At 36.4% G+C, this 24442-nt stretch carries 25 protein-coding genes; all 25 read left to right on the forward strand.

Translation table 11 applies throughout. The features are described 5' to 3' along the window. Nucleotides 1–75 precede the first annotated feature (75 nt). The 25 genes from M9189_RS09390 to M9189_RS09510 all read left to right on the forward strand — a co-directional run bounded on the left by M9189_RS09390 (nucleotide 76) and on the right by M9189_RS09510 (nucleotide 24440). Nucleotides 76–1371 carry a cysteate synthase gene (locus tag M9189_RS09390; protein WP_250722667.1) on the forward strand — a complete coding sequence of 432 codons (1296 nt, stop codon included), beginning with the start codon at nucleotides 76–78 and terminating at the stop codon, nucleotides 1369–1371. A gap of 189 nt (nucleotides 1372–1560) precedes the next feature. Further along, nucleotides 1561–3651 carry a tyrosine-type recombinase/integrase gene (locus tag M9189_RS09395; protein WP_250722669.1) on the forward strand — a complete coding sequence of 697 codons (2091 nt, stop codon included), beginning with the start codon at nucleotides 1561–1563 and terminating at the stop codon, nucleotides 3649–3651. 453 nt (nucleotides 3652–4104) lie between these two features. After that, on the forward strand, nucleotides 4105–4857 hold the full coding sequence (locus tag M9189_RS09400; protein WP_250722671.1) for a hypothetical protein: 753 nt from the start codon (nucleotides 4105–4107) through the stop codon (nucleotides 4855–4857). 176 nt (nucleotides 4858–5033) lie between these two features. Further along, a complete protein-coding gene (locus M9189_RS09405; RefSeq protein ID WP_250722673.1) occupies nucleotides 5034–6143 on the forward strand; it encodes a hypothetical protein in 1110 nt (369 codons plus the stop codon). Nucleotides 6144–6276: 133 nt separating this feature from the next. Then, nucleotides 6277–6855 (forward strand): DUF1287 domain-containing protein, encoded by a 579-nt coding sequence (locus M9189_RS09410; protein ID WP_250722675.1) that lies wholly within the window; start codon nucleotides 6277–6279, stop codon nucleotides 6853–6855. Nucleotides 6856–7136: 281 nt separating this feature from the next. After that, nucleotides 7137–7601: an energy transducer TonB gene (locus M9189_RS09415; RefSeq protein WP_250722676.1), complete on the forward strand. Its 465-nt coding sequence runs from the start codon at nucleotides 7137–7139 to the stop codon at nucleotides 7599–7601. After that, a complete protein-coding gene (locus M9189_RS09420; protein WP_250722678.1) occupies nucleotides 7526–8095 on the forward strand; it encodes a hypothetical protein in 570 nt (189 codons plus the stop codon). The genes M9189_RS09415 and M9189_RS09420 overlap by 76 nt, the downstream gene beginning before the upstream one ends. Nucleotides 8096–8262: 167 nt before the next feature. Continuing rightward, nucleotides 8263–8535 carry a hypothetical protein gene (locus M9189_RS09425; RefSeq protein ID WP_088656369.1) on the forward strand — a complete coding sequence of 91 codons (273 nt, stop codon included), beginning with the start codon at nucleotides 8263–8265 and terminating at the stop codon, nucleotides 8533–8535. Between the two features lie 26 nt (nucleotides 8536–8561). Further along, nucleotides 8562–9047, forward strand: a complete 486-nt coding sequence (locus M9189_RS09430) for a pyridoxamine 5'-phosphate oxidase family protein (RefSeq protein ID WP_088656370.1) — start codon at nucleotides 8562–8564, stop codon at nucleotides 9045–9047. Between the two features lie 179 nt (nucleotides 9048–9226). After that, complete coding sequence (locus M9189_RS09435; RefSeq protein ID WP_250722680.1) at nucleotides 9227–10690, forward strand: DUF5687 family protein; 1464 nt, start codon at nucleotides 9227–9229, stop codon at nucleotides 10688–10690. A 7-nt stretch (nucleotides 10691–10697) separates the two neighbouring features. Beyond that, the gene (locus M9189_RS09440; protein WP_250722682.1) at nucleotides 10698–11387 is read left to right on the forward strand and encodes an ABC transporter ATP-binding protein; all 690 of its coding nucleotides are present in this window, start codon (nucleotides 10698–10700) and stop codon (nucleotides 11385–11387) included. 176 nt (nucleotides 11388–11563) lie between these two features. Further along, complete coding sequence (locus M9189_RS09445; protein ID WP_250722684.1) at nucleotides 11564–11938, forward strand: hypothetical protein; 375 nt, start codon at nucleotides 11564–11566, stop codon at nucleotides 11936–11938. Between the two features lie 2 nt (nucleotides 11939–11940). After that, complete coding sequence (locus M9189_RS09450) at nucleotides 11941–12306, forward strand: hypothetical protein (RefSeq protein ID WP_062129131.1); 366 nt, start codon at nucleotides 11941–11943, stop codon at nucleotides 12304–12306. Nucleotides 12307–12485: 179 nt separating this feature from the next. Continuing rightward, the gene (locus M9189_RS09455; RefSeq protein WP_250722686.1) at nucleotides 12486–13652 is read left to right on the forward strand and encodes a M28 family metallopeptidase; all 1167 of its coding nucleotides are present in this window, start codon (nucleotides 12486–12488) and stop codon (nucleotides 13650–13652) included. A 167-nt stretch (nucleotides 13653–13819) separates the two neighbouring features. Continuing rightward, a complete protein-coding gene (locus M9189_RS09460) occupies nucleotides 13820–14347 on the forward strand; it encodes a DUF2867 domain-containing protein (protein ID WP_250722687.1) in 528 nt (175 codons plus the stop codon). Further along, on the forward strand, nucleotides 14316–14711 hold the full coding sequence (locus M9189_RS09465) for a hypothetical protein (protein ID WP_250722689.1): 396 nt from the start codon (nucleotides 14316–14318) through the stop codon (nucleotides 14709–14711). Before M9189_RS09460 ends, M9189_RS09465 begins: the two co-directional genes overlap by 32 nt. Nucleotides 14712–15435: 724 nt before the next feature. After that, nucleotides 15436–16905, forward strand: coding sequence for a group II intron reverse transcriptase/maturase (ltrA, locus tag M9189_RS09470; protein WP_250722691.1), 1470 nt, complete (start codon nucleotides 15436–15438; stop codon nucleotides 16903–16905). A 134-nt stretch (nucleotides 16906–17039) separates the two neighbouring features. After that, nucleotides 17040–17807, forward strand: a complete 768-nt coding sequence (locus M9189_RS09475) for a hypothetical protein (RefSeq protein WP_250722693.1) — start codon at nucleotides 17040–17042, stop codon at nucleotides 17805–17807. A gap of 342 nt (nucleotides 17808–18149) precedes the next feature. After that, a complete protein-coding gene (locus M9189_RS09480; protein ID WP_250722694.1) occupies nucleotides 18150–18455 on the forward strand; it encodes a hypothetical protein in 306 nt (101 codons plus the stop codon). Nucleotides 18456–18684: 229 nt separating this feature from the next. After that, nucleotides 18685–19605, forward strand: coding sequence for an FISUMP domain-containing protein (locus M9189_RS09485; protein WP_250722696.1), 921 nt, complete (start codon nucleotides 18685–18687; stop codon nucleotides 19603–19605). A gap of 383 nt (nucleotides 19606–19988) precedes the next feature. Then, nucleotides 19989–20879 (forward strand): toxin-antitoxin system YwqK family antitoxin, encoded by an 891-nt coding sequence (locus M9189_RS09490; protein WP_250722698.1) that lies wholly within the window; start codon nucleotides 19989–19991, stop codon nucleotides 20877–20879. A 4-nt stretch (nucleotides 20880–20883) separates the two neighbouring features. Further along, nucleotides 20884–21498, forward strand: a complete 615-nt coding sequence (locus M9189_RS09495; protein ID WP_250722700.1) for a hypothetical protein — start codon at nucleotides 20884–20886, stop codon at nucleotides 21496–21498. 262 nt (nucleotides 21499–21760) lie between these two features. Next, nucleotides 21761–23032, forward strand: coding sequence for a hypothetical protein (locus M9189_RS09500; protein ID WP_250722702.1), 1272 nt, complete (start codon nucleotides 21761–21763; stop codon nucleotides 23030–23032). 2 nt (nucleotides 23033–23034) lie between these two features. Next, nucleotides 23035–23487, forward strand: a complete 453-nt coding sequence (locus tag M9189_RS09505) for a hypothetical protein (RefSeq protein ID WP_250722703.1) — start codon at nucleotides 23035–23037, stop codon at nucleotides 23485–23487. 248 nt (nucleotides 23488–23735) lie between these two features. Beyond that, nucleotides 23736–24440, forward strand: a complete 705-nt coding sequence (locus M9189_RS09510) for a TIGR04255 family protein (protein ID WP_250722705.1) — start codon at nucleotides 23736–23738, stop codon at nucleotides 24438–24440. Nucleotides 24441–24442 lie beyond the last annotated feature (2 nt).

The raw sequence follows: 24442 nt of genomic DNA on the forward strand, positions 1-24442 counted from the left end.
TACATATAAGTATTAATACCCACCCTTATTAGTGTGATTAAATCTAATTTTGTGATGTAGTTAAGAAAAGTTGATATGAACGGGGAATTTATACCTACACAATATTTGTTGCAATCAGTAAAGACGGGACAGCAGTTCTGTGACAAGGGCTGGACACTGGATGCACCTAATGAGAAAGAGCCATCACTCATAAGAACAATTTATGAGGAGGTTCAAATCAACCTGAAAGACCCGTCATTAGGCCTATTCCGCTTTTATGACTGGCTACCTGTAATGCGTTATCTGGAAGGTTCATCTGCCCCTGTAACATACAAAAGCCAGGGGCTTGGAGACCATCTGGGGTTAGAGAATCTGTTCGTTACCTTCAGTGGTTATTGGCCTGAAAAAGGTGTACGGATGCGTACCTGCTCATTCAAGGAAACAGAGGCCTATTCAGTTTGCGGCCGTATTCCCGAGAATGCAAAAGGGGTACTCGTTGTGGCCTCAGCAGGTAATACAGCCCGTGCCTTTGCCAGAGTTTGTTCGGACAACAAGATGCCGCTTTTGCTGTGCATCCCAGAGGATGCACTTGATGCGATGTGGTTTGATACCCCAATTGACTCAAAGTATGTAAAACTTGTATGTACCCGTTCAGGCAGTGATTACTTCGATGCAATTCACCTTTCAAATAAGATAGTTACTCTGCCCGACTTCTATGCCGAAGGAGGAGCAAGAAACGTAGCTCGTCGTGACGGGATGGGTACCACTACCCTATCTGCAGTTACCACTATAGGCCGAATTCCGGATTATTACTTCCAGGCAATTGGAAGCGGAACAGGTGCCATAGCTGCTTGGGAAGCAGTTGACCGTCTAATGGTTGACGGCCGTTTTGGCACAAATAAGATGAAGTTGATGGTTTCACAAAATGATCCCTTCCTTGCGATCTATAATGCATGGAAAGCCGGATCACGTCAGTTGATACCAATAGATGATGACGAAGCTCGTCGTCAATCGGAAGCCATAGTAGCAAAAGTGCTTGCCAATCGTTTCCCACCCTATCCGGTACACGGAGGACTGTATGACTGTCTGAAGGCAAGTGGTGGAGATGTTCTGAAAGTGACCAACGACGAAGCACTGGCTGCAGCCGATCTGTTCAAGGACCTTGAAGGCATAGATATATTACCAGCCGCGGCAGTTGCCGTTGCCTCTCTGATTAATGTTGTTAAAGAGGGTCGGATTGCAAAAGATGCAACAATAATGCTGAATATAACTGGAGGTGGTAAAGAGCGCTTTATGTCAGAGCATGATATAGTATATATGCAGCCTGACCATGTATTTGAAATCAACCCTCCGGCAGAAGAGATCAAGAAAGTAATGAACAAACTATTCTGAGACTTACAATACACTACGAATTATTGTCATCATGAGTCCCCCCTCAAAGCAAGCTCGCTTTAAGAGGCTGGCCAAACATAAATATACTGCATAGAAACCACCACGGAATAGCCAAAGGATTGCGAGGGCTTGCTTTTTTTTCATCGATGGTTTAAATTAAGGGTTGTAGTCCTTTAACTTAACCATCCAATGGCTAGCATATTTGTCTTTTCAGTTTTGCATAAAGGATGTCGGCGTATAGCCCTAAAGGCAGATTCCTATGTTCCGGAATCTGATTTTGATCTTATTACACGCAGCCTGCCTGACCGGGCTTATAGTAAATCCTTGAAATGCTGGCATGTGCCATATCGCGAAGATTACCGCCTTTGGTTAACAAAGGTGTATGAGCGAGCTACTGATTTGGAAATTATTTTCAGCAATGGGGAGAAGGGGGCTGTGCAGGACGATAAACCGGAAAAGGACAAGGCAGTTGATTCGAAGTCTCTTGCCAATAATGTTGAAGTAGTGACCTCGGTGATGAAGGGAACCTACGGGGAGGAGCTGGTTGCACGAGTGGCTGTTGATAAGGCACATAAAAAATTCTATGTAGAACAAAGTTATAACACTTCCGTTTTTGATGCTTTGAGCCGCTTGAATCTCGGCACTTATGTGAAACAAGACAGGCGATGGGTCTTTCCTGGCGATAATGTGATTTATGTTCAGGTCATAGAGATTTTGAGGGGTTTTGGCATTAAGCCTCAAGTGGTTTCTTTAGCAAAGTCAGAGCAGAGAGCCAATTTCCCGCATAGCTTTGAACTGCTGTCCAAACGTTTTGCCGAAACAATGTTATTGAGGCGTTTGAGCCTTCGAACACAAGAAATATATCAGCATTGCTTTCATATATTTTTGCAGGATCATAAAAAGATAGTAGTAGAGGAGCTGACGTATGGTGATTTATTTAGCTATATAAAAAGACAGGCCATTCTGCTTTCCGCCACCCAACTTAAGCAGATGATCGCTGCGATTAAATTCTTTTATGAGAGAGTCTTGGGCCGGGATAAGATGTTTTTTCCGCTTGCGAAAAAAACGGAGGTACGAAAGACGACGCTCTTCCTTCCCTATACCGAAATTCGCTCGTTGCTCGATGGCATTGCTTCGCCTGGCGATCGTATGTTGCTTTTCCTGGTGTATCATGCCAACCTGCCTTTAAATGAAATTTGTACTTTGTCGAAAGATGCAGAGCAAATTTTTCAGGGCCCCTGTCGAATGCCAGGAAACAATGCGTTAGCACTTGAATATTACACCAATTTAGTAGCCGAGTTGAAGCAAACTTATGCATTAAAAGCTTTCCTATTTGAAGATAATGAAAAGCCTTATTCTTTGAAGACTATAAAGGGGAAGCTCTATCGTATTTTAGGACATTATAAGTTGGCACCGATATATCGTAAACAGTACGAGGTAATTCTAAAGCAAAGTAGTTTGAGTTCTAAGACACAGGTGATGTACCTGAGTGCCTTTATGAGGTTTTTAGACTATTACAACTATAAGCATCCGGTATTTATCACAGATGAAGAAGTGCGCGATTATTTGCTGTTGAACAGGGGAAGATCGGCTTCCCAGCAAGATATCTTGGTGAGTAGTCTCAAGTTTTTCTTTGAGCGTATCCACAATCAGACGCTTTCAGATAAGCACGTGGTGCGTCCCAGAAAGGGTTTCTATTTGCCCGATTTCTTCTCATTGGCGGAGATTTCCGCTATGCTCAACACAACTACCAATTTAAAACATAAGCTGTTAATAGCCATTGGCTACACAGCAGGTCTGCGTCGATCCGAAATTCGCAATCTGAGATTGAGAGATGTAGATTTGAAACGTAATTTACTGTTTATAAAGGACTCAAAAGGCAAACGTGATAGATATACCTTATTTTCGCAGCACCTACATGAATGGTTAAAAACCTACTTGGATCAAGCCAAACCTAAGGTCTATCTGTTTGAGGGATCTCGCCCAGGAACCCAATACAGCACAACCAGTATGGCCCTGATTTTAAAGAAGATGGCCAGATCAGCAGGCATTCAACGTAAGGTTCACATGCACATGCTTCGCCATAGTTTTGCCACCCATTTGCTGGAAGAGGGGCGTGATATCCGGTACGTGCAAGAGTTGCTGGGTCATCAAAGTATCAAAACCACAGAGCGCTACACCCATATAATTAATGATGCCTTACTTAATGTTGCTAGTCCATTCGACCGTATGGTTGCCCAATCAGGTTTGTATGGAATAAAACCTCATAATCCTCCCTAAGTCAAACGCCTCACCTAAGCAGAAAAGGAATAATAATGAGCCATATACACTATTCAGGTCTAATACCTTCATTTATCTGAACAATCTGGAAGACATAAAATACATGCCTTAACGGCATGCTATTAATTATTCTTATTACGTCGCTATAAAAAAACTTTCGAATTATTAAAAAGTATTGGAATAATAATAAATTTTCACAATAATTGTAATGCACTCTACAGTTACCACCTTCCTTAACCCTGTCACACTGTGGCTGAGGAAGACGAAGTCATACCATAACTTACTTATAACATCGTCATGACACAATCAACTAAAAACTAACCAAATTTATACAAAAAGTATATACCATCGTTAAATCAAGCACTTACAAACTTATTTCACTAATCATATAATACTCATAAACGCAATTGCACCTATTTTGGTGTTACAGGGCATTAATGAAAAACACTGCATATGAATAAATTATTTACGATTTTTATATTACTAATTACAAGTTTGAATTGCTTCTCGACAGAACAAATGCCAGATTTGCTAATTATTGATAACGACACGATTTATTTAAAAACATTTCCTATTGAGAAGTTGGAATTTGAGAAATCTCCATTCTCATACGGTGAATTTACATTTCCCCACACTGGATGTTGGAGAGGATATCGTGCCACATGGAAAATCATTGACAATAAACTTGCACTTATAGAAGTTGAAAAAGTTGACTCGACTCACCAAAAATTGAACATCGTTGATTTCTTTACGCAAAATAATTATTCACCAAAATTTGTAAATGGATACGTGTATGCAGATTGGTTTAATTCAAAACTTTTGATTTATTCATCACCATATGATTATAAATATTCTGGATTGTATCTTGAGGAGGAATACGAATGGTCGAATAGTAAACATAATGTTCAATTAGTTTTTGAAAACGGAATTTTAAAAGAAAATAATATTGTTGGATTTGACTACTATAAAATTGGAGATAAATTAAGTTATGAATTTTCTCATTTTCCACCTGGACTGATTAAAAAGAAATCTGTGAATCTAAAGGCAACGATAATGGAAGTGAGAATGGAAATGGTTTTGGTTAGAATAGATTCTTATGAAACTGAAAAGAAAAAGGAAATTGAGCAGATAAGGAAATATTTTGGAAATATGGTTGATACTGATACAATATTAACTAATCCGAGATATTGGATAAAAAAAGAATAACGCCCTGTAACATCATGTATAAAATATTGGGGGTTTGGCAATTAAGTGCAAGTTTCTGCCCCGCATCAGCTTTTGTAACGGCAGACAGTGATGAAGCCCGCAATCCCCAACATTTCATACATGTGACCGTTAGCCGCAATGTAATGGAAACAAAAAACAATACCTATTAAAACATCATGGATGAAGAAATAAAAATATTAAGAAAAGGACTTTCTACTCAAGCTTTTGAATATCCTTTAAAGTCGCATGAAAACAAAAATTACCATAGAACCTTAGAATTAAAACTGTCCTTGTATACCGAAAAGATTGATAATCTGCCTAATAATTTCCCCTTAATCAATAAAATAAAGGAACAGTTAGACAATATAAAATTATTAAACAAAAATCTTCTGGACATTATAAATAAATATTTATGGGGTAGCCAGAAAGGAACAACTGAAAGTTTTCAAGAATTAATCGAAAACTCTTTTTTGAAAAACATATTGTTAAACCTCTCTGAAAACATAGAAAAAGAAAACAAAACAAAACAAAAACTATTTAGACTTAGGCAAAGTGAAACTGATTTAATTGAGAGGAATCAAATGTTCCACATCCCATTTTCCTGTAGACACCTTGTTGCTAACCAAAGATATTCAATTGCAGGTTTACCATGTTTATATCTAGGCTCATCAATTTACGTTTCATGGCTAGAGTTAAATCGCCCTAACCTTTCTAATATTTTCATATCAGGCTATAAGTCAACAAACTCATTAAGTGTACTTAATTTGGCCTATGATTTAAACCTAATCATTGATGAGTTTGAAAAAAGCATAATATCTGAAAACCAATTCATTGAAAAACTGGTATTATGGCCATTAGTTATGGCTTGTTCCTTCCAAATAAAATATCCAAACGCACCTTTTCATGAAGAATATATTATCCCAGGTCTACTTCTGGAATGGATTACGTTTGAGAGTAAAAATATTCAAGGTCTCAAATACTTGTCAACCAAAATAACCTCCTTAAACAAATACAGTTATGGAATTAATTTTGTTTTTCCACCGCAAGATAAAAACGATAAGTATAAATTTTGTCCAGTTCTAGAAAAGAATTTCACATTAACAAAACCTCTTTCATGGGATTTATTGACAATTTTACCACCGGCAGACGTCGTTGCCCTCGGTTCTGGAATAAAAGCAGAAAATCTTGAAGACGCATTACTTGATAATTATGATGCTTCAAGATTTGGATTTGTTGAACAGCAAGTATATTCGATGAAATTTGACTATATTAAACAAAGCGGCTAACATCATGTATAAAACATTTGGGGGTTTAGTGCTTACTTGAAACATTCTGCACCGCATCAGCTTTTGTAACGGTTGACAGAGACGAGCCCGCAAACCCCAAACATTTCATACATGTAGCGTTAGCACACATATTATGAAATTCGTCTTAACAATATGGTTATTAATCCTTACCCAATTTTGTGGAGCACAGAACGACTTCTACTCTAGACTAAGTGGTGCTGCTCTAGAGTTAACAAAACAACAAGTGACGTATGACCCAAGATACTTTTCAATCCCCTACCCCAATGGTGATGTGCCAAGCAACAAAGGTGTTTGTACTGATGTAATTATCAGGGCATATAGAAAACTGGGCATAGACCTTCAAAAAGAGGTACATGAAGACATGAAGGTTAACTTTTCAGCCTATCCAAAGAATTGGGGGTTAACAAATACAGACACCAATATTGATCATAGAAGGGTGCCAAATCTTATGGTTTTCTTCTCAAGAAAAGGTATTAAGCTGCCCATTTCCCAAAAGCCAGAAGACTATCTTCCGGGTGAGATTGTATGCTGGGATCTTGGTGGTGGAATAACACACATCGGTTTCGTGGTAAATGTCAAAGACCTCAACTCAGACAGGTATAAAATCGTTCATAATATTGGTGCAGGTCAGGTGGTTGAAGACTGCCTATTCAAATTTAAGATCATAGGTCACTATAGGTACAGTGGCTAGAACAATACGTGTGCTAACAGGTCGGTATATGTCATTGGCTTCTGTGCCGCGAGAATTTTCTGGTTTAAAAAGACTAGTATTGTGGCTGGCGGCACAGGCTGCCCCGGCTCTCGCCGGGGACCCCCGCTGGTGTCACGGTTTTTGCCAACGCGAGAATAAACAAAACAACATCATAACCCTGCATCGCACCACGAGTGCAAAAACACGCGCCACCGCGACTCTGCGCCAACGCCACATACCGCCGAACGTTAGCGGGCATTATAGGAATAAAAACAACTACAATGAATATTTGGACAATTGAAACAAGATTATATAGAAAAGAAAAGCAAGTCATACTGATTCTTGCATTCTTGTTTATGCCTTTTATTCATTCGTTTAGCGTCAATTACCAAACAGATTCTATTAAATACAAATCACAGATTGATTCAATCTCAAAAAAGGAATTCTACTTATTAGTTGACTCAATGCCAGAATATCCTGGAGGACAAAGTGAAATGCTGAAATTCTTTGTGACAAACTTTAAATATCCTGCTGAAATAGATGCTTGTTGTAAAGTAATTGTGGAATTCATTGTGGACACGACAGGTCAAATGACAGATTTGAAAATTATTCGGAATCTACAGAAAGACTTTGATAATGAAACATTGAGAGTTTTAAGTTTAATGCCCAAATGGAAACAGGGGAAATTAAATGGAAGAGCAGTGAATGTAAAGATTATTTTTCCCTTGAATATTTCCTTGCAATAAAAACACAAATCATGTCTTATCTGAAATGTATTTTGCTTTTACTTGCTTTTAATCCATTGAATTCAGTAGCTTGTGATTGTGACTGGGGAGGTGATTTTTTTAATGTTGGACTAAAAGAAGATCTAATAATAAAAGGAAAAGTGCTTGAATTCTCTACGCTGAATTTTGGGTTTAATGTTCAAATGACTGTTGAAATCATTGAAAATTTCAAAGGAATTGAGAACCGAAAAACAATAACAGTATGGGGTGATCGCGGATATGATTGCCGACCATACTTGAGTCTTTTTAAGCAAGGAACAGAATACTTTATGGCATTGCATAAATTGAATGAGAATGAATATGAAATCTTTAATTGCGGAGAATACTATTTGTCCATCCACAATGGATTTGTAGAAAGTGAAATTGCCATTCAGAAAGAGTATCCTCATACTGAAAGAATTAAAGTGAAGAGATTTAAAAATATTTTGAAGAGAAAATTAAATAACGCCCGCTAACATTGTGTAGCATTAATGGCGGGTGAAGCACGTTCCGAAAGGTTCGTTTCCCGCATCAACCATCTAACGGTTTGAAAGGAAATTCGCCCGCAATCCGCCACTAATGCTACACTACCCGTTGTACCGCATGCAAAAACCGAAGTGCAATTAACTTGGATTATAGATAAGTGAAAAAGATTCATATAGATAAAAACGGACGTGAATTCATAAAAGAGACTTACTTCGTTGGTGGAAAAATGAAATTCCGAAGAGTTTATGTAATTGATGGCATTCCGGCCGATGAATTTTACGAGAAAAATGCGACTGACTTGGACTTCTATTTGAATGGAGACTATGAGTTAATAAATAGCGCAAAAGATTTTAATAATCATTTCAAAGAGCAAGACAACAAAGAACCTGATTCGGTTGATAATGAAGGTTTAGAAAACCTGCCTTTTTAAAACCTTGACAATCAGAAAGAATAATAATGAAGCATTACCATTTACATAATCGACCAAATAGAGAACTGACTAAAAAATCAGACATTGATAGAATCCTTGAAAAAGGAAAATTTGCTGTGATTTCAATGTGTCGAGAGAATGAACCGTATATCGTCACGCTTAGTTATGGATATGATGCCGAAAATGATACACTTTATTTTCACTGCGCTAAAAATGGTCTCAAGTTGGATTTTTTGAATTCTAACAAAAATGTTTGTGCGACAGTAATTGAGGATAAAGGATATGTAATGGACGAATGCGGACATGAATATGAATCTGTTGTTTTCTGGGGTGATATGCAAATTGTAAAAGATTTGCACGAAAAGAAACATGGTATGAGCATTTTACTTCTTCATTTAGAGGAGAAGGATTCGGTAATCAAAGAAAAGCAGTTGAAATCGGATGACTATTACTCAAAAATGGAAATTTTGAAACTTAGAGTTAGACAGATTCACGGAAAAGCTGGACGATAATATAATAATGCACGACGGTACAACATGCTGTGATACGGCAGCCGGGGCTCCACAGCATATAGTGGGTTTCGTTCTCGCCCGTCAGTCGCGCTTGGCCTGAAATTTTCGTAACTGGCAGAAATGCCCCGGCCGACCGCATACAGCCGGGCGTTAACCACAAACATAAAAAACAGCAGCATATGTACAAATTATTGACACATCAATGGAAAGAGAAAATTCGATCTTCATTTTGGCAAAAGAATATTATACTAAATATTGTACTTGGTATTTTAGGATTGTATCTCATATTAAATTTTATTGCAGTTAGCTTTTTTGCAGATAAAATACTGCTTGATGTATTTAAAGATTGTGATGTAATTGAATCATTTACAAGGTTATTATTCTACTATTTATTATTTGACTTGATTGCGAGGTTTTTCTTTCAACAACTACCAACCATCTCGATTCAACCATATCTTACGCTTCCAATAAAAAAAAACACATTAATACATTATCCAATTATAAAAAGTGTGTTCAGCTTTTTCAATCTATTGGCAATTCTACTTATACTCCCTTTTTTTATCAAGAATATTTATCTAACACAGAGTTTTCAGTTCAGTTTGTTATGGATCGTTACAGTATTATCACTGATTGCTGGAAATAATTTCCTCAATTTTTCCTTAAAGAAATATTTTTCGAGACAAGCTCTAATATCGCTACTATTTCTATCATTTGTTGGACTTTTGATTTATCTCGACATTGCTAAAATCATATCTATATCAGAATATTTTTCAGCAGCTATTTTCTATTTGGTAAATACCACCACTTTTATTTTTGTTCCAGCTTTATTTGCGGTAATATCCTATTATTGGGCCTATACTATATTAAAAAACAACGCTTATATTGAAGATTCTCAAAAATTGACGATAAAAAAAAGTAATGGATTTTCTTTCTTAAATAATTATGGAGAAATAGGTCAACTAATTGGAGTTGAATTGAAAATGATTTTACGAAACAAAAGACCTCGATCACTTTTGTATATAAGTGGATTGTTTGTACTTTATGGTTTCATGTTCTATAAAAACGAGAATTTGGATAATTACATAATATTAAGTTTGTCAGGTCTTTTATTACCTGCAATGTTTTCTACAAACTATGGACAATTCCTATTCTCATGGGAAAGTTCATTTTTTGATAGTTATTTGACAAACAAAATTTCCCATTTCAACTATATAAAGTCGAAACACATATTTTTTTCAATATCAAGTTCAATCGGATTTTTACTTGTTCTGCCATACGCGTTGATTAGTTCAAAAATCGCTTTCATTAATGCCGCTTTCTTATTGTATAATATTGGTATATCGTCAATAATAATGATGTTCTTTTGCACTTTTAATACATCATATATAGATTTAGGTAAAAGTCAATTTATGAACTATCAAGGTACGGGCATAACGCAATTTTTAGTAATTCTACCAATAATAGGAATTCCGCTATTAATCTATTTTCTACATAAAATACTTGGAATTCTTCCCTATTACTATTATTCAATAGCTGTAATAGGATTAATTGGAATAGCATTAAATAAACATATGTTGGAAATGGTTGAAAGCCGTTTTATGAAACGTAGATATAAAATGGCTGTAGGTTTTAGAAAAAAATAAGAAAATTATGATTGAGATATTTAATCTTCAAAAAGTATACGGAACTCAAATGGCTCTTTCCGTTGACAATCTTAAAATAGCCAAAAATGACTTTGTTGGTTTAGTAGGCAACAATGGAGCAGGAAAAACAACCATGCTTAGCTTAATACTCGACTTAATTGAACCTACAAAAGGATATGTAACATCAAAATTGATAAAAGTTTCAGATTCTGATGAGTGGAAAAGTTATACTGGATCATTTCTAAATGAAGGTTTTCTTATTCCTTTTTTGAGTCCTATTGAATTTTTTGAGTTTATTGGAAGTTTGCACGGAAAAAACAGTGCTGATATTAAAGATTTTCTGGAAGAGAATGAGCAATTTTTCAAGCAAGATGCTTTTTCCGGTAAATATATTCGAGAACTGTCGGCAGGGAATAAAAATAAAATTGGCATTTTAGCTTCATTCCTTTCAAAACCAGAGATACTAATTCTTGATGAACCTTTTTCTAATCTGGATCCAAGTTCTCAATCTTGGTTAAAATCAAAATTAAAAGCACTAAGCAATGAAGGTGTTACAATATTGATTTCAAGCCATGATTTAAAACATGTAACTGAAGTGTGTAATCGAATACTTTTACTTGAAGATGGTCATATTGTTAAAGACACAAATACAAGTAATGAAACATTGATTGAGTTGGAGCAATATTTTGACATCTAAAAATGTCAGTGGTTAACAAGCAATATAACCAATGTCGGGCGCGGTGGTAGCTTGAAAGCGTCTGCCCCGCTCAAAGTTTTGTAACGGTTGACAGGGATGTCGCCCGCATTCCGCCACTGGTCATATTGCAAACCGTTGTGCCGCATACTAGAAAAGACCTGCAATGATGTAAATAAATGAAAAAAACTCCTGATAGAAAATATAGACTTCAATCTGCAGAGGATTGGATAAAAACATATTCAGGGAATAATATTGTTAAGGGATATTCAAAAAAGTACTCCGTTGACAAAATTTGTGCAGTTAAAGAATTAAGATTGCTAGGATTTAAAATTTCGGATGAATATGAAAGACAGTTGCGTCAATCTATGGAATCACTTAAACAGCAAAGACTTGCATTTAAGAAAAAGCGAGAGAATGAATTAAATGCCTTTTGTGAAATTGAAAGTGATGAGCATTTTGCAATGATTATTGGGTATACAAGCGGAGGATATCCTTATGGAGTAACCCACGAAGAAATGGAACAAAAAGATATTGAAAAGGAATTTGACTAATTATGCCAGCAGGACAAGCACATACTACTTGGTTTCCAGAATTAAAGGATATTCTTAAGAATAAGTGGAATTCAAATTATTCCATTGAACAGCATTTTAGTTTAGTTACCGATTTGAATGAGAAATTACGCCAGATTCGGAAAGAATTGAACATTCAACCCCCTATGATGTGGTGTCCGAATTGCCAAAAACGACATCGCTCAAGATTTAATGATGTTTCAATAACAGGAATGTATTATGCCCTTAAAAGATTTGAATATTGTGATACTGATGAATTTAATAAGTTGTTAAGAGATTGGAAACAATATTCAAAATCAGAAAATGTTGATATATATGGCAATAAAAAGACTGATAAAAGGGAATTGTAAAATGGAGATTAAAATAAAGTACGTCGGCACAACACGCGTTATAGTGCATGGCTAAATCTCATATTTACTGCAAGTTTCATTCACCGTAGAGTATTCTTAACGGCCAGAAAATACATGCCAAGACGATTAGCCACGCACCATATCGCCACACGTTATGCTGCATTTTAAAAACAACACATATGACAATTATCGATGAAATTTTAAAAGAACGACCTGTAGGGACTGACTCAAATGAAAAAGTTTGCGATTTTTTACTCAGTAAAGCAATTCAAGCTGGATATAAAACGATTACTTTACAATTTGACTGTAAACGTTGGACTAAAGATTTTTCATATATTGATTTGGATGGCAATCAATACGAACTATTCCCCAGCCCTTTTTCTCAGCCCTTTGAAAAAACTGGTGATTTAGAGATAGTCTCAACACTGGAAGAATTACAAAATAAAAATATCACAGATAAAATTGTATTACTTAATGGTGATTTAACCCAGCAACCGTTGCAACCCAAGAACTTTCCATTCTACTATCCCGATGAGCATAAAACAATAATTGATTTATTGGAAGATAAGCAACCTAAAGCAATTATTGCTATTACAGGCAAGCATCCAATGTGCGGACTAAATCCATTCCCATTGTTCGAGGACGGGAACTTTTTAATTCCATCAGCATTTGCAAATAAAACAACAGGTGAGAAAATCACTGGAAGAAAAGGATTAACCAAATTGAAAATAGCTTCTAAAACGGAAAATTCTGTTGGTCGACAGATTATTGCTTCCAAAAAAAGTAATGGGAAAGGTAAAATTGTTGTTTGTGCACACATGGACTCTAAATATGGAACAATAGGTGCAATAGATAATGCTGCTGGAATTGAAGTTTTATTTCAGATATTAGACAATTTAAAGGATTATAATGGGGCATATGATATAGATTTTGTTCCATTCAATGGTGAAGAATATTATGGGGTTATTGGGCAATTAGAATATTTAAAGCATAACGGGAACGAGAAGTCTGAAATAAAACTTGTCATAAATATTGATTCGCCTGGACATGTAGCATCTAAAACTGCATTGTCAACTTATAATTTTATTGATTGTAAGCAAACTTGGTTAGATACAAAGATTTCTAAAAATGATTACATTGAAGAAGGTTCACAATGGTATGCTGGTGACCATGCAATGTTTGCATTTCAAGGAGTTCCTTGTATTGCAGTAACTTCATCAAATTTATTTGAAACAGTATTGGACTTGACACATACATCCAATGATACAATTGGTAATGTTGATTTTGATATTTTGAAAAAAACATCAGATTTTTTGACGGAATTGATTAAAGATTATAACGATTAAAATAAAAAACGCAGCATAACATCGCATATACCTAATGGCGGTTTTATTGCACTTTGCAAGGCTTTTCGCCCGCTCAAACTTCACCACGGTTTGACAGTTGAATCGTCCGCAATCCGCCACTAGGCATATGCGTAACGTTGGGCAACATTTAAAGGACACAATCAACAATGAAAAAAGTAGTTAAACTTGATAATATTCCAGAAAAATCCTTAATCTTAAATGATTTTGGAAAAATTGACTATTCTGATACCTATAAAATTCAGATAACATCAAATGATTATTCTGTCGACAAAATAACTACGGGTATCTTTAAGACACCCAAATGGGTTGATAATTTAATGAAGTTAAGAGATATTATAGTTAAAGGATTTGGACTAAAAACTGGCGATAAAAATGATATAAAAATTGAACCATACTACTCAATAGGAAGTAAGGCAATATATTTTACTGTATTAGACCGAAATGAAAACGAAATTGTAATGGTCGAGAATGATAAGCACCTAAATTTCAGGACATCTGTTATGGTAGATAAAAATACTACTAATATTAATGTATATTTATCTACAATTGTCCAGTTTAACAATTTTTTTGGTTGGCTATATTTTTTACCTGTAAAACCATTTCATCGATTAATAGTTAAATCACTTTTAAAAAGGTATACACATGAAAACGAACAAACTGATTTATCTTGGTAAAATATTTGCCATTGCAGTTTTAATTTTGGGAATAATCCATGATATTGCAACATTTACTCCATTGATAAAAGGTGGACTTGCTTGTCTAACTCCGGGTGACTTACACGCAATGATATATATGAGTTTAATTTGCGGGACTTCATTTATTTTGTCCGGATTGATTCTTGTTTTATTGCTAAAAAAGGTTGAGCAATTTGCTTTTTTATCTTCACCTATTTTATTGATTGGTGTTTTCCTTGCTATAAGTGGGATTTTGTCAATTGTATATATGTTTGACAATCCTTTTGCATGGTTAGCTCTCCTGTTGAATTTGAGTATGTTTATTATAACAATAGGTTTAAAAATGAAACTGGACAATAAATAAACGTTGCCCAACACGTGCTCATAAATAATTGCCGTTTAGTAGGTTGTTCAAGGTTTGTTGCCCGCATTAAGTTTGGTGTAGCTTGACAAGTAAGTAACCCGCAATCGGCAACTATTCATAGCACAACCGTTGTGCTTTATGCAAAGTGCGACACGAGGCTGTCCGAATAACTGTTAAACGCTCTTTGATTATCAAGACTGATTTAACCTCATGTTCCATCATGAGTAACCTACCGGCACATGCGTCAATGGTAACGTTGGGGTGTGAAGCTGCCGGGACAAAGCTACCCGAGGATTAGCAACATTTTCAAGGGCGCTGGTTTGGATGGTATGGTGAAATTAAATGAACTGCCGTTGACGTACCGTCATGCGCGAAAGAGTGAAAGTTGCTGACACACTCTGACCAAAAGGTAAGAAGCCAGGATGCAAGTACGTTTGCTATGAGCACATGGATGTTGAGCTTCCGGTATATAGGCAGCACCTAACCCACCCTGTTAAACGGACGGAACGTGGTAAGCCTGTACATCTCCATTGTTGCAAATGGTAGGGGTTTCGTGAGGAATCCACAATGGTGTGCAGGTATGGGAGGATGGATGAAGCGAAGGCCACCTTGTAATGAGGTGGATAGGGGTTCCGCATTTGCCCCCGGTGAAAACCGTGCAGACTTTCATCTGGTTCTCTGTTGCAAGAAAATTGTAATAAGACTTTTTATTTAGGAAATGCAAATGAAGCCCGACATAAAGGACTGTGCGCCTAAAGCCAACTACTCAAACTGGAACGCCATTGACTGGAAGAAAGCAGAGCGGTCGGTCAAGTCATTACAACGACGTATTGCAAAGGCAATAAGGGAAGGAAAACACAGCAAGGCCAAAAGCCTGCAATGGATTCTAACCCACTCGTTTCATGCCAAACTTTGGGCGGTAAAACGAGTTACTGAAAACAAAGGAAAACGGACGCCCGGCGTTGATAAGATACGCTGGAAAACCCCAAGCCAAAAACTATTGGCTGCCAAATCTTTAGTCAGGAAGGACTACAAAGCATTGCCTCTTCGCCGTCTTTACATCCTTAAAAAGAACGGTAAGAAAAGACCGTTGGGGATTCCCACCATGAAAGACCGGGCTTTTCAAGCTTTACACCTTCTTGCCCTCGAACCAGTTTCCGAGACACTGGCCGACAAAGGCTCATACGGCTTCCGATTACTTAGAAGCTGCCATGATGCCTTAGAAAGATGTTTCATTCATCTTTCACGGTCGGACAGTGCTACTTGGATACTCGAAGGGGACATCAAGGGCTGTTTCGACAATATCAGCCACCAATGGCTTATCGAGAACATCCCCATGGACAAAAAGATACTGCAACAATGGCTTAGAGCCGGGTTTATGGAAAACAAACAATTATTTCCAACCGAGCAAGGTACTCCGCAGGGGGGAATCATATCCCCTACCCTCGCAAACATGACCCTCGATGGCCTTGAAAATATGCTTGATAAAGCCTTTGGCATCTCAATAAGACCAGACGGCTGCCGCAAAAACAACAAGTATAAAATCCACCTTATTCGTTATGCCGATGACTTCATTGTTACGGCTAACAACAAGGAAATACTGGAAAACAAGGTCAAACCTCTTATTGAGGAATTTCTTGCCAACAGGGGGTTGCAATTATCGCAGGAGAAAACCAAAATTACCCATGTAACCGATGGGTTTGACTTCCTTGGACAGAACATCAGGATGTATGCCAAAAACAAACTCCTAATGCGACCATCCAAAGATAGCATCAAATCTGTTATGGGGAAACTCAAAGGGATTATTGTTAAACACAGGGGTTCACAAGCGGCCGTTTTAATCCGAAATCTAAACCGTGTCATTACCGGGTGGGCTAATTACCACAAACATGCCTGTTCAAAGAGAATATTCTTCAATCTGGACAGGATACTGTGGCGCAACATCTGGAATTGGGCACGCAGGAGACACAACAACCTTGGATACAGAAAGATTGTATCACTTCTGTTTATGACAATTGGCAACAGAAAATGGCAGTTCTTTGGTAAATTTTCCAACGGGAAAACCATCTTGCTTAGAATGTTCGCCCTTTTCAAAATCAGACGCCATAAACTCATTGCAGGGGCGGTCAATCCTTTTGACCCACGTTGGGATAAGTATATCCATAAAAGAAAGTTGTGCAGGGTTTTAGCCTGAATTTTTATATATTGCTGGGTGGTTTATTCCGCCTTTAGAGAGCTTGAGCCGTATGATGGGAAACTATCAAGTACGGTTCTTAGGGGACAAGGGCGGAGCAATCCGCCTGCGTTACCCGACAAAGAGATTTGCTCATGAATAGAGATTGGATTGAAAATATGAAAGAAACAAAGAGACTGAAATTAAGTTTCTGGCAGACAGTAAGTCATTATTTCATCGTAGTTTTCTTTTTATTGATTCCAATATTCACGCTGATTAGTGTATTTGAAATTTATGTAACAAAGACTTATGATGGCGTTCGGAGTACTGGAGAACTATTGAGATTTTCGTTACCTTGGATTCTTCCTGCAATTGCATTCCTTTTTATTCAAAGATACCGTCTAAGATTTAAGAAAATATTGATTGACTATACTGACGAAGAATTCAAGGAGGCGGTTCAGAGGACATCAAAAGAATTGGAGTGGACAATTGACAAAAACAATAAAACTTACCTGCGAGCAAACAGGCCATGGAATTGGACAGGAAGTTGGGGAGAAATGATTACAATAATCAGATTAAAAGACGGACTATTAACAAACAGTATTTGCGACCCTGATAAATGGACTTCTGTTGTGTCATATGGTTGGAATCGTAAGAATATAAGGACTTTTCTCAAGAATCTCAATGAAGTGAAAGATGGGACTCCGCTGAAAAATGTTGTTGAAATCCCTGAGAACGAATGGTCATTAAAACGGATTACAATTAGATTATTAATGTATCCTCTTTCTGCGATAATAATTGCAGCAGGGCTATTTGCGATTTATAATTCAACATTACGCGGAACAATTGCTGGAATAGCAGGAATTTCGTTTGTTTCGATTTGGATTTATGCGGATATTAAAATGATAATAAAACAGAAATAAGCACGAAAGCACAACATCATGTATAAAATATTGGGGGTTTATGTGTGTATAGGCAACTCCACTCCCCGTAGCAAATATTTTAACTGCAGACAATAACGTCGCTCTCAAGCCCCCATCATTTCATACATGTGGACGTTATGGGCAAGTTTAAGAAACGATACAGCGAAATGACACAGATAAAAGAACAGCCAACATTGATGTTTGACAGTTCGTGAAAACTGAAATTAGAATTAAGTTTCCAGAAACAAACGACAAATTATAATAAGTGGAGACCAGCTACCATTAAAAAAACGGGGCGATACCGAAAAGCCATACGAGTAGGAAAATTTAAATCTCATTATTATGACAAACGAAAATCAAAACTCCTCAAATCAGGCAGGACAAACAGTAATTATTAATCAAACGGAAAAGAAATCAAATGGTGTTGGAACTGCTGGTTTCGTACTTGCTTTAATAGCGGTATTTTTAGGCTGGGTTCCAGTTTTAGGTTGGATAATTTGGTTACTAGGTTTGATATTATCCTTTGTTGGCGTATTTAAACAACCAAAAGGATTAGCGATTGCAGGTTTAGTGATTTCTTTAATAGGAATTATTTTACTGCTAACTGTGTTTGGAACTATTTTAGGCGGAGCTGCTGCTTTCCTATAATATCCTTACTTTTTGAAAATATAATCAAGAAAAAGAAGGAAAACCAGCCCATAACATGCGGTATGTTTTATTGCCGAAATAGTGCTGAAATCAACGGTTGTAGCTCGCTTCAAACTTCATCGTGGTTTGACAGTGACGTGCTCCGAAATCGGCAACAAAAACATACCGCTGTTCGTTGGCAAACATGGTAAAGAAATAACCTTAACAATTATTAACACAAAAAAACATTATGAAACACACAAACAAATTTTTAGCAATCCTTATAGCAAGTATCATAGCCTTTGGCTTTGCAGCCTGCAGTAAAGATGAGGACAATGATGCGCCCACATGTACGATAGTATCCCCTACTGATGGAGAAGAGATAACGCAGGGCAATACAGTAACTATTTCAGTTGAAGCGGAAGATGATGACGGCAGCATAGCAGAAGTGCGCTTCTATATTGACGGGGTGGGCAAAGGCTCTGCCAATAGCTTCCCTTATAATTATGAGTGGATAACCACCGAGGAAGAAATAGGGAGCCACACCATTAAGGCAGAAGCAAAAGACAATGCCGGCGCCACAAAAACAGACGAGATTACTGTTGCGATTGTTTCAAGCGGCGGCGGCGGTACTTTTACCGACCCACGTGACGGCAAGGTTTACCAAACCGTAACCATTGGCAACCAAGAATGGATGGCAGAAAACCTTGCTTATGAACCCAGCAGTGGTAATTACTGGGCATACGATAACAACAACAGCAATGTGGAAACTTATGGTTACCTGTACGACTGGGAAACAGCCTGTGATGTTTGCCCTGATGGTTGGCATTTGCCCACTGATGCAGAATGGACAGAGTTAACCGATTACTTAGGAGAAAATGCCGGAGGAAAACTAAAAGCAACAGGAACTATTGAAGCAGGAACAGGTTTATGGTATGACCCCAACACCGGAGCAACCAACGAAACTGGCTTCACAGCCCTTCCGGGTGGCTACCGTGGCCTCGATGGGACGTTCGGCAGCATTGGCGGCTACGGTGGCTGGTGGAGTGCTACTGAGTACGATACCGATGGCGCCTGGTACCGGTCCATGCACTTCGATTACAGCAATGTGACCAGGTACCTCGACTACAGTAAGGAGTTAGGGTTCTCTGTCCGTTGCTTGAGGGATTAAGACACTTTGACTATTTGATTATTTGGGGTATTGGGCTGCGCCCCATCGAATTTTTTTTAAAAATGAAGTTACATAGTGATTTACCTGTTTACAAATCGTTTTACTATCTACTATTGGGAATATTCGTATTTACTAAGGATAATAAGTATATGGCAGGCGAGAGTTTGAAGAAATAAAATTAATGAATACCGTGAAATAAAAACCAACGAAACGCCAACACGCAATATAACCAATGGCGGGCGCAGTGGTAGCTTGAAAGCCTCTGTACCGCGCAAAGTTTTGTAACGGTTGACAGGGATGTCTCCCGCAAAGCGCCACTGGCCATATTGCCACCGTTGGCGGTAATTTTAAGAAACACAGTACGAACGATAAAACATACAATTATGATTAAAACACTATTTAAATTAATTGGGATTGCATTCTTAATGACAGGTTGTAATCTATTGAATTCTGAAATTGACGGTGAAAAGGTTGATGTAAATGATTCAACAAAAATATACACATTTAAAGACAACGGAGAAAAAGTATCTGGAACAGTTGTTTTCTATGAACTTGACCCTAAAACAGCTAAGAAGTTTAAAAAATCAGTAAGAGAAGTAGCGGATGGAAAACGCATAAATAAAGGGTATGATTATTATCCAAATGGTTCTATTGGTGCAGAATATCCATATGATTCAAATGGATTAATTACTGGTACAGTAAAATACTATTTTGAAAACGGACAGCTTGGAGCAACGATTGAGTTTAAAGACAACAAAGAAAATGGATTAAGTAAAGAATATAATGACAAAGGAATTCAATCAAAGGAAATCGTTTTTGAAGCTGGAACAAAAGTAAAAGAATACGACTTTGATGATAGTGGTAAAAAAATTATTCCTGCAATCGAAAAGCTTGAATTAGTTGAATATAAAACAGGGTTTTATGAATACAGGGATTTTAATAGTTACCAGTTACTTTATCAACCAATGGTAATAATGAAATGGAAAAATATTTCTTCTGAGCCAATTACAGAAAAAATTGAAATGGAAGCAATATTTGTCGACAATAAAAAAGGTGAAGAATGGAGTAAGGCATCTGATTATTTTCAGGGTTATTCAGACGCTCCTTTACAAGCAGGACTATCCAGACAATCATCACTTCAAAGTAGCGTAGGCTATACAAGTGCCTATGGTATCTATAAAGCTGACATTTCTTGCCAAATAATTATTAACAAACAATTATTCAAAACAATTAAAATTAAAAATGACTTTTTAACAACAAACAGAATCCAATAATATCATGAGTAACTCATTACCCAATCCAAGATTCTTATATCGTGGTGATTCTGACAGAAAAAACGAACGAAAATTAAGAGAAACAATTTCAAGTGGAGTATTACTAACTAATTTATCAAATGGTGGTAATGGTAAGGAGATATTCACATCAGATTTTAATCAATTAATAAATAAACATATTGGCATTGGTTGGTCTAAGACTCATTTCTTGTCTTTTACAGCTAATGAAGATAAGGCATTTTACTACGCAAGTGAAAGTGCTGTTTATGAAGAGATTTATGATTTTCATGAAAAATGGGATTTTAGTATTTTAACTTTCGACTTTTCTACTTTACTTCAAGAAACTATTCGTGAATACAGCAAAGGGCTGTATTATGCCGAATTTCTCCCAACTTGCAAAGAATTTTATCCACGTTTTAAAATTTTGCTCGTTGATTCTTTTGAATATCTAAAAAATAAATACGATTCAAAATCTGATTTTCAGCAAGCTATTTTAAATGCCGAAAGAGACAATGAGTGGCTAATTTTACCATTGAACTATTTTGGTTTTACTGGGGAATTAACATCAAAACTTGACAATAATTGTATAACAGAAAAAAGAATATTTAGAGAATTATAAAAAAAACTACCGCCAACATCGTGTATAAAACATTGGGGTTTAAGTGGTTATGTGAGCATTCTGCCCCGAATCAAGTTCAGTGTAACTCGACAGGAAAGTAGCCCGCAATCCCCAACGTTTCATACACGCGACCGTTATGGGCAATTTTAAAAATGAGCATAGCGGTCAATTATGGGCTGACCACCCGAGTATGAGAATAAAATGGAGTGATAAAAATTCCAAATAATTAGTTAAAAACAGTAAAAACCTTTTAAATTTACAGATGATGAAAAAATTATTGATTTTATTTATAGTAGTAATTGTCTTTGGCAGTTGCCAAAAAGAAGAAGTCGGCAAAAACATTGTTGGAGATGAAACATTGATTAGCGATATTAATGTTTCAAAACTTAACAGCGAAGCAAAAAGGTATTATGGCAATATGGCAAAATTCATAAGCCTTACAACTTCTGACTTAAAAAGTATCCACGTGAGCAGGCTTAAATCTTCATCAAGTGAAGACACTGACAGTTTATTAAACCCTATTGTTGAAGAATTTGCTAATTTAGAAATTGTAGATGAATCTGGTTCTCAAATTTCTTTTTTTGATTTATCGGATAGTGACAGAGAAATATTTTTAGACCATTGGGTTACTGCTTGTGCTGCCGATATGACACCTAAGTTGAATGATTCTATTATCGGAAAAGAATTGGAGGAATATGTTCAGATACAAAACGATGCCTTTGATGAAGTAATGGAAGAATTGGGTAATTCTGACACAACTAAATTAAAAAGTTCAGTAGCCAAATTATCACAAAACGAACTTTATGGAATGATTAGCTCAAGAGTTGTTGAGCGGATTAAGGAAAAGAGTGAAACATATGCCAATGAACTATTACAAAAAAAACCAGAACTATCAAGCACACTGAAGAGTTCAACAAGTCATCCCGATTATGTCGATCCAAGTAAAGTATTAGAACAATTGAGAAGCCATGCTGATAGGGGTAATGTATTAATTAACTTACCGGGTTCTGTTTGGCTTTCTGCTTATCTTTTTTATTATGACCCACTCGCTATTACAAAATATGTAGGCATTGGTAAATATCCTCCTGGACATGTTAGTATAATTAAACAAACTAAATCAAATTTACCGACATCTATATATGGTGATGGTGTTACTATAAGCTCACAGAATGGGAGAGGTGTAATAGACGAAAATGTTAACACACATTGGAATTGCAAAGCTCATTTATGCTATGTTAAAAAAAGAAAATGGCAATGGAGAGGTTTTAAAAGTGGATTTAAAACAGTTTACCCAGATGCAGACAAAGTAATTGCCTACGCTGAAAGCCAAATTGGAAAGCCTTATTGTTCGGGTTGGGATTTTATAACAGCTAAAAGCAGAACAAGTTGTTTTATTTGCACAACAATTACATGGCGTTCGTTTGACAGGGAAGGATTTAACATTCATCGCCTGTTAGCTCGTTGGATGCCAACAATTGCACCTGCCGATATTCTTTTATCAGACCATGTTGTTGAAAAACACAAAATCAAATAATCATGAAAAATTGTATTTTGATTTTAAGTTTAGTATTCCTTCTCGCATGCGAGAAGGAATATTTTCCTGATACAAATGATTATAGGGACAGTAACTTATTCGGGACATGGATTCGTTTACAGTTTCTTAGGGAAGAAGCTGATAATCCATTGGTTTTTGATTCTCAGGGGTATTGTGGTAGTACTGTTGGTTTTATTAATAGCAAAACAAATGAATTATCATATCAAGATATTGATGGAATATGGTATGTTGAAGAACGTACTAGTAAAAATAATCTCATACATTCTAAAAAGCGATTTAGAAATGGAATTTGGGAACACACTGAAGAGTATTATTTCCAAAATGATACCCTTTTCTTAAGGGATTTAAGATATGATTGGGATACTTTGGTTAAATATAAATATCAGTTAGAATATGATGGGCCAAATTATGTTGGATTAGATTCAATAAATTAACATAAACTGCCCATAACACGCAATATAGCAAAAAGCGGTGAATTGCTTAATTGGAACGGGGTTAGCCCCGTTTCAACTTCATCTCAGTTTGCTAGTGAATCGCTCGCAATCCGCTTCATGCCATATTGCCATCCGTTATGCCGCATGCTAAAAAAAGACTGCGACACTTAACGATTGATTGTTCATTGTTTGTTAGTATAATTTTTTAAATTAGGACTCAAAAAGATTAAATTTGTAGAAAAATTAGCATGAATCTGCCTAAAAACATAAATCCTTGTCCAATTGTAGACGCGTTACTTGAAGTAAGGTTCACTTCTAAAATTAATGCCAATGCTGTTTTTGGATTAATTTATAGTGTATTACAAAAGGAATTTCAAAAAGTTGAGACTTTACCGATTTTGCAACTACCCGATGTCGTTAGAGCAAGTGACCCAAATTTGAAATATAAACCTTACTACAAAATTTCAAATGAAAATTTTGTTATTCAAATCGGACCTGATGTAATTTCAATTAGTTCTTTCCCGAAATATTTAGGTTGGGAATTATTTTCTAAAATCATTTTCGATGCGCTTACTAAAATTGAAAGTGTCGGGATTATCAATGTAATTGAAAGAATTGGTATTAGGTATATTAATTTCTTTGAAACTAATATTTTTGAAAAGGTTAATCTTAAGGTGTGTATAGGAGCAGATGATATACTTTATAAGAATACAATTGTAAGAACTGAAATTGAACAGGGAGAATTCAGCAGTACATTACAAGTAGCTAATAATGCTATTATTAATGGAAAACTTGGCTCAATAATTGATATAGACACATTTGTAACTAAAAATTTAGATGTATTCTTTTCAAGAAAAACTGAACTTATAAATGCCGGGCATTTAAAAGAAAAGGAATTGTTTTACAGTTTATTGAAACCTGAATTTTTAAACACACTCAATCCAACGTATTAGAT

This window comes from Xiashengella succiniciproducens (genome assembly GCF_023674465.1).
GTDB lineage: Bacteria > Bacteroidota > Bacteroidia > Bacteroidales > Marinilabiliaceae > Geofilum > Geofilum succiniciproducens.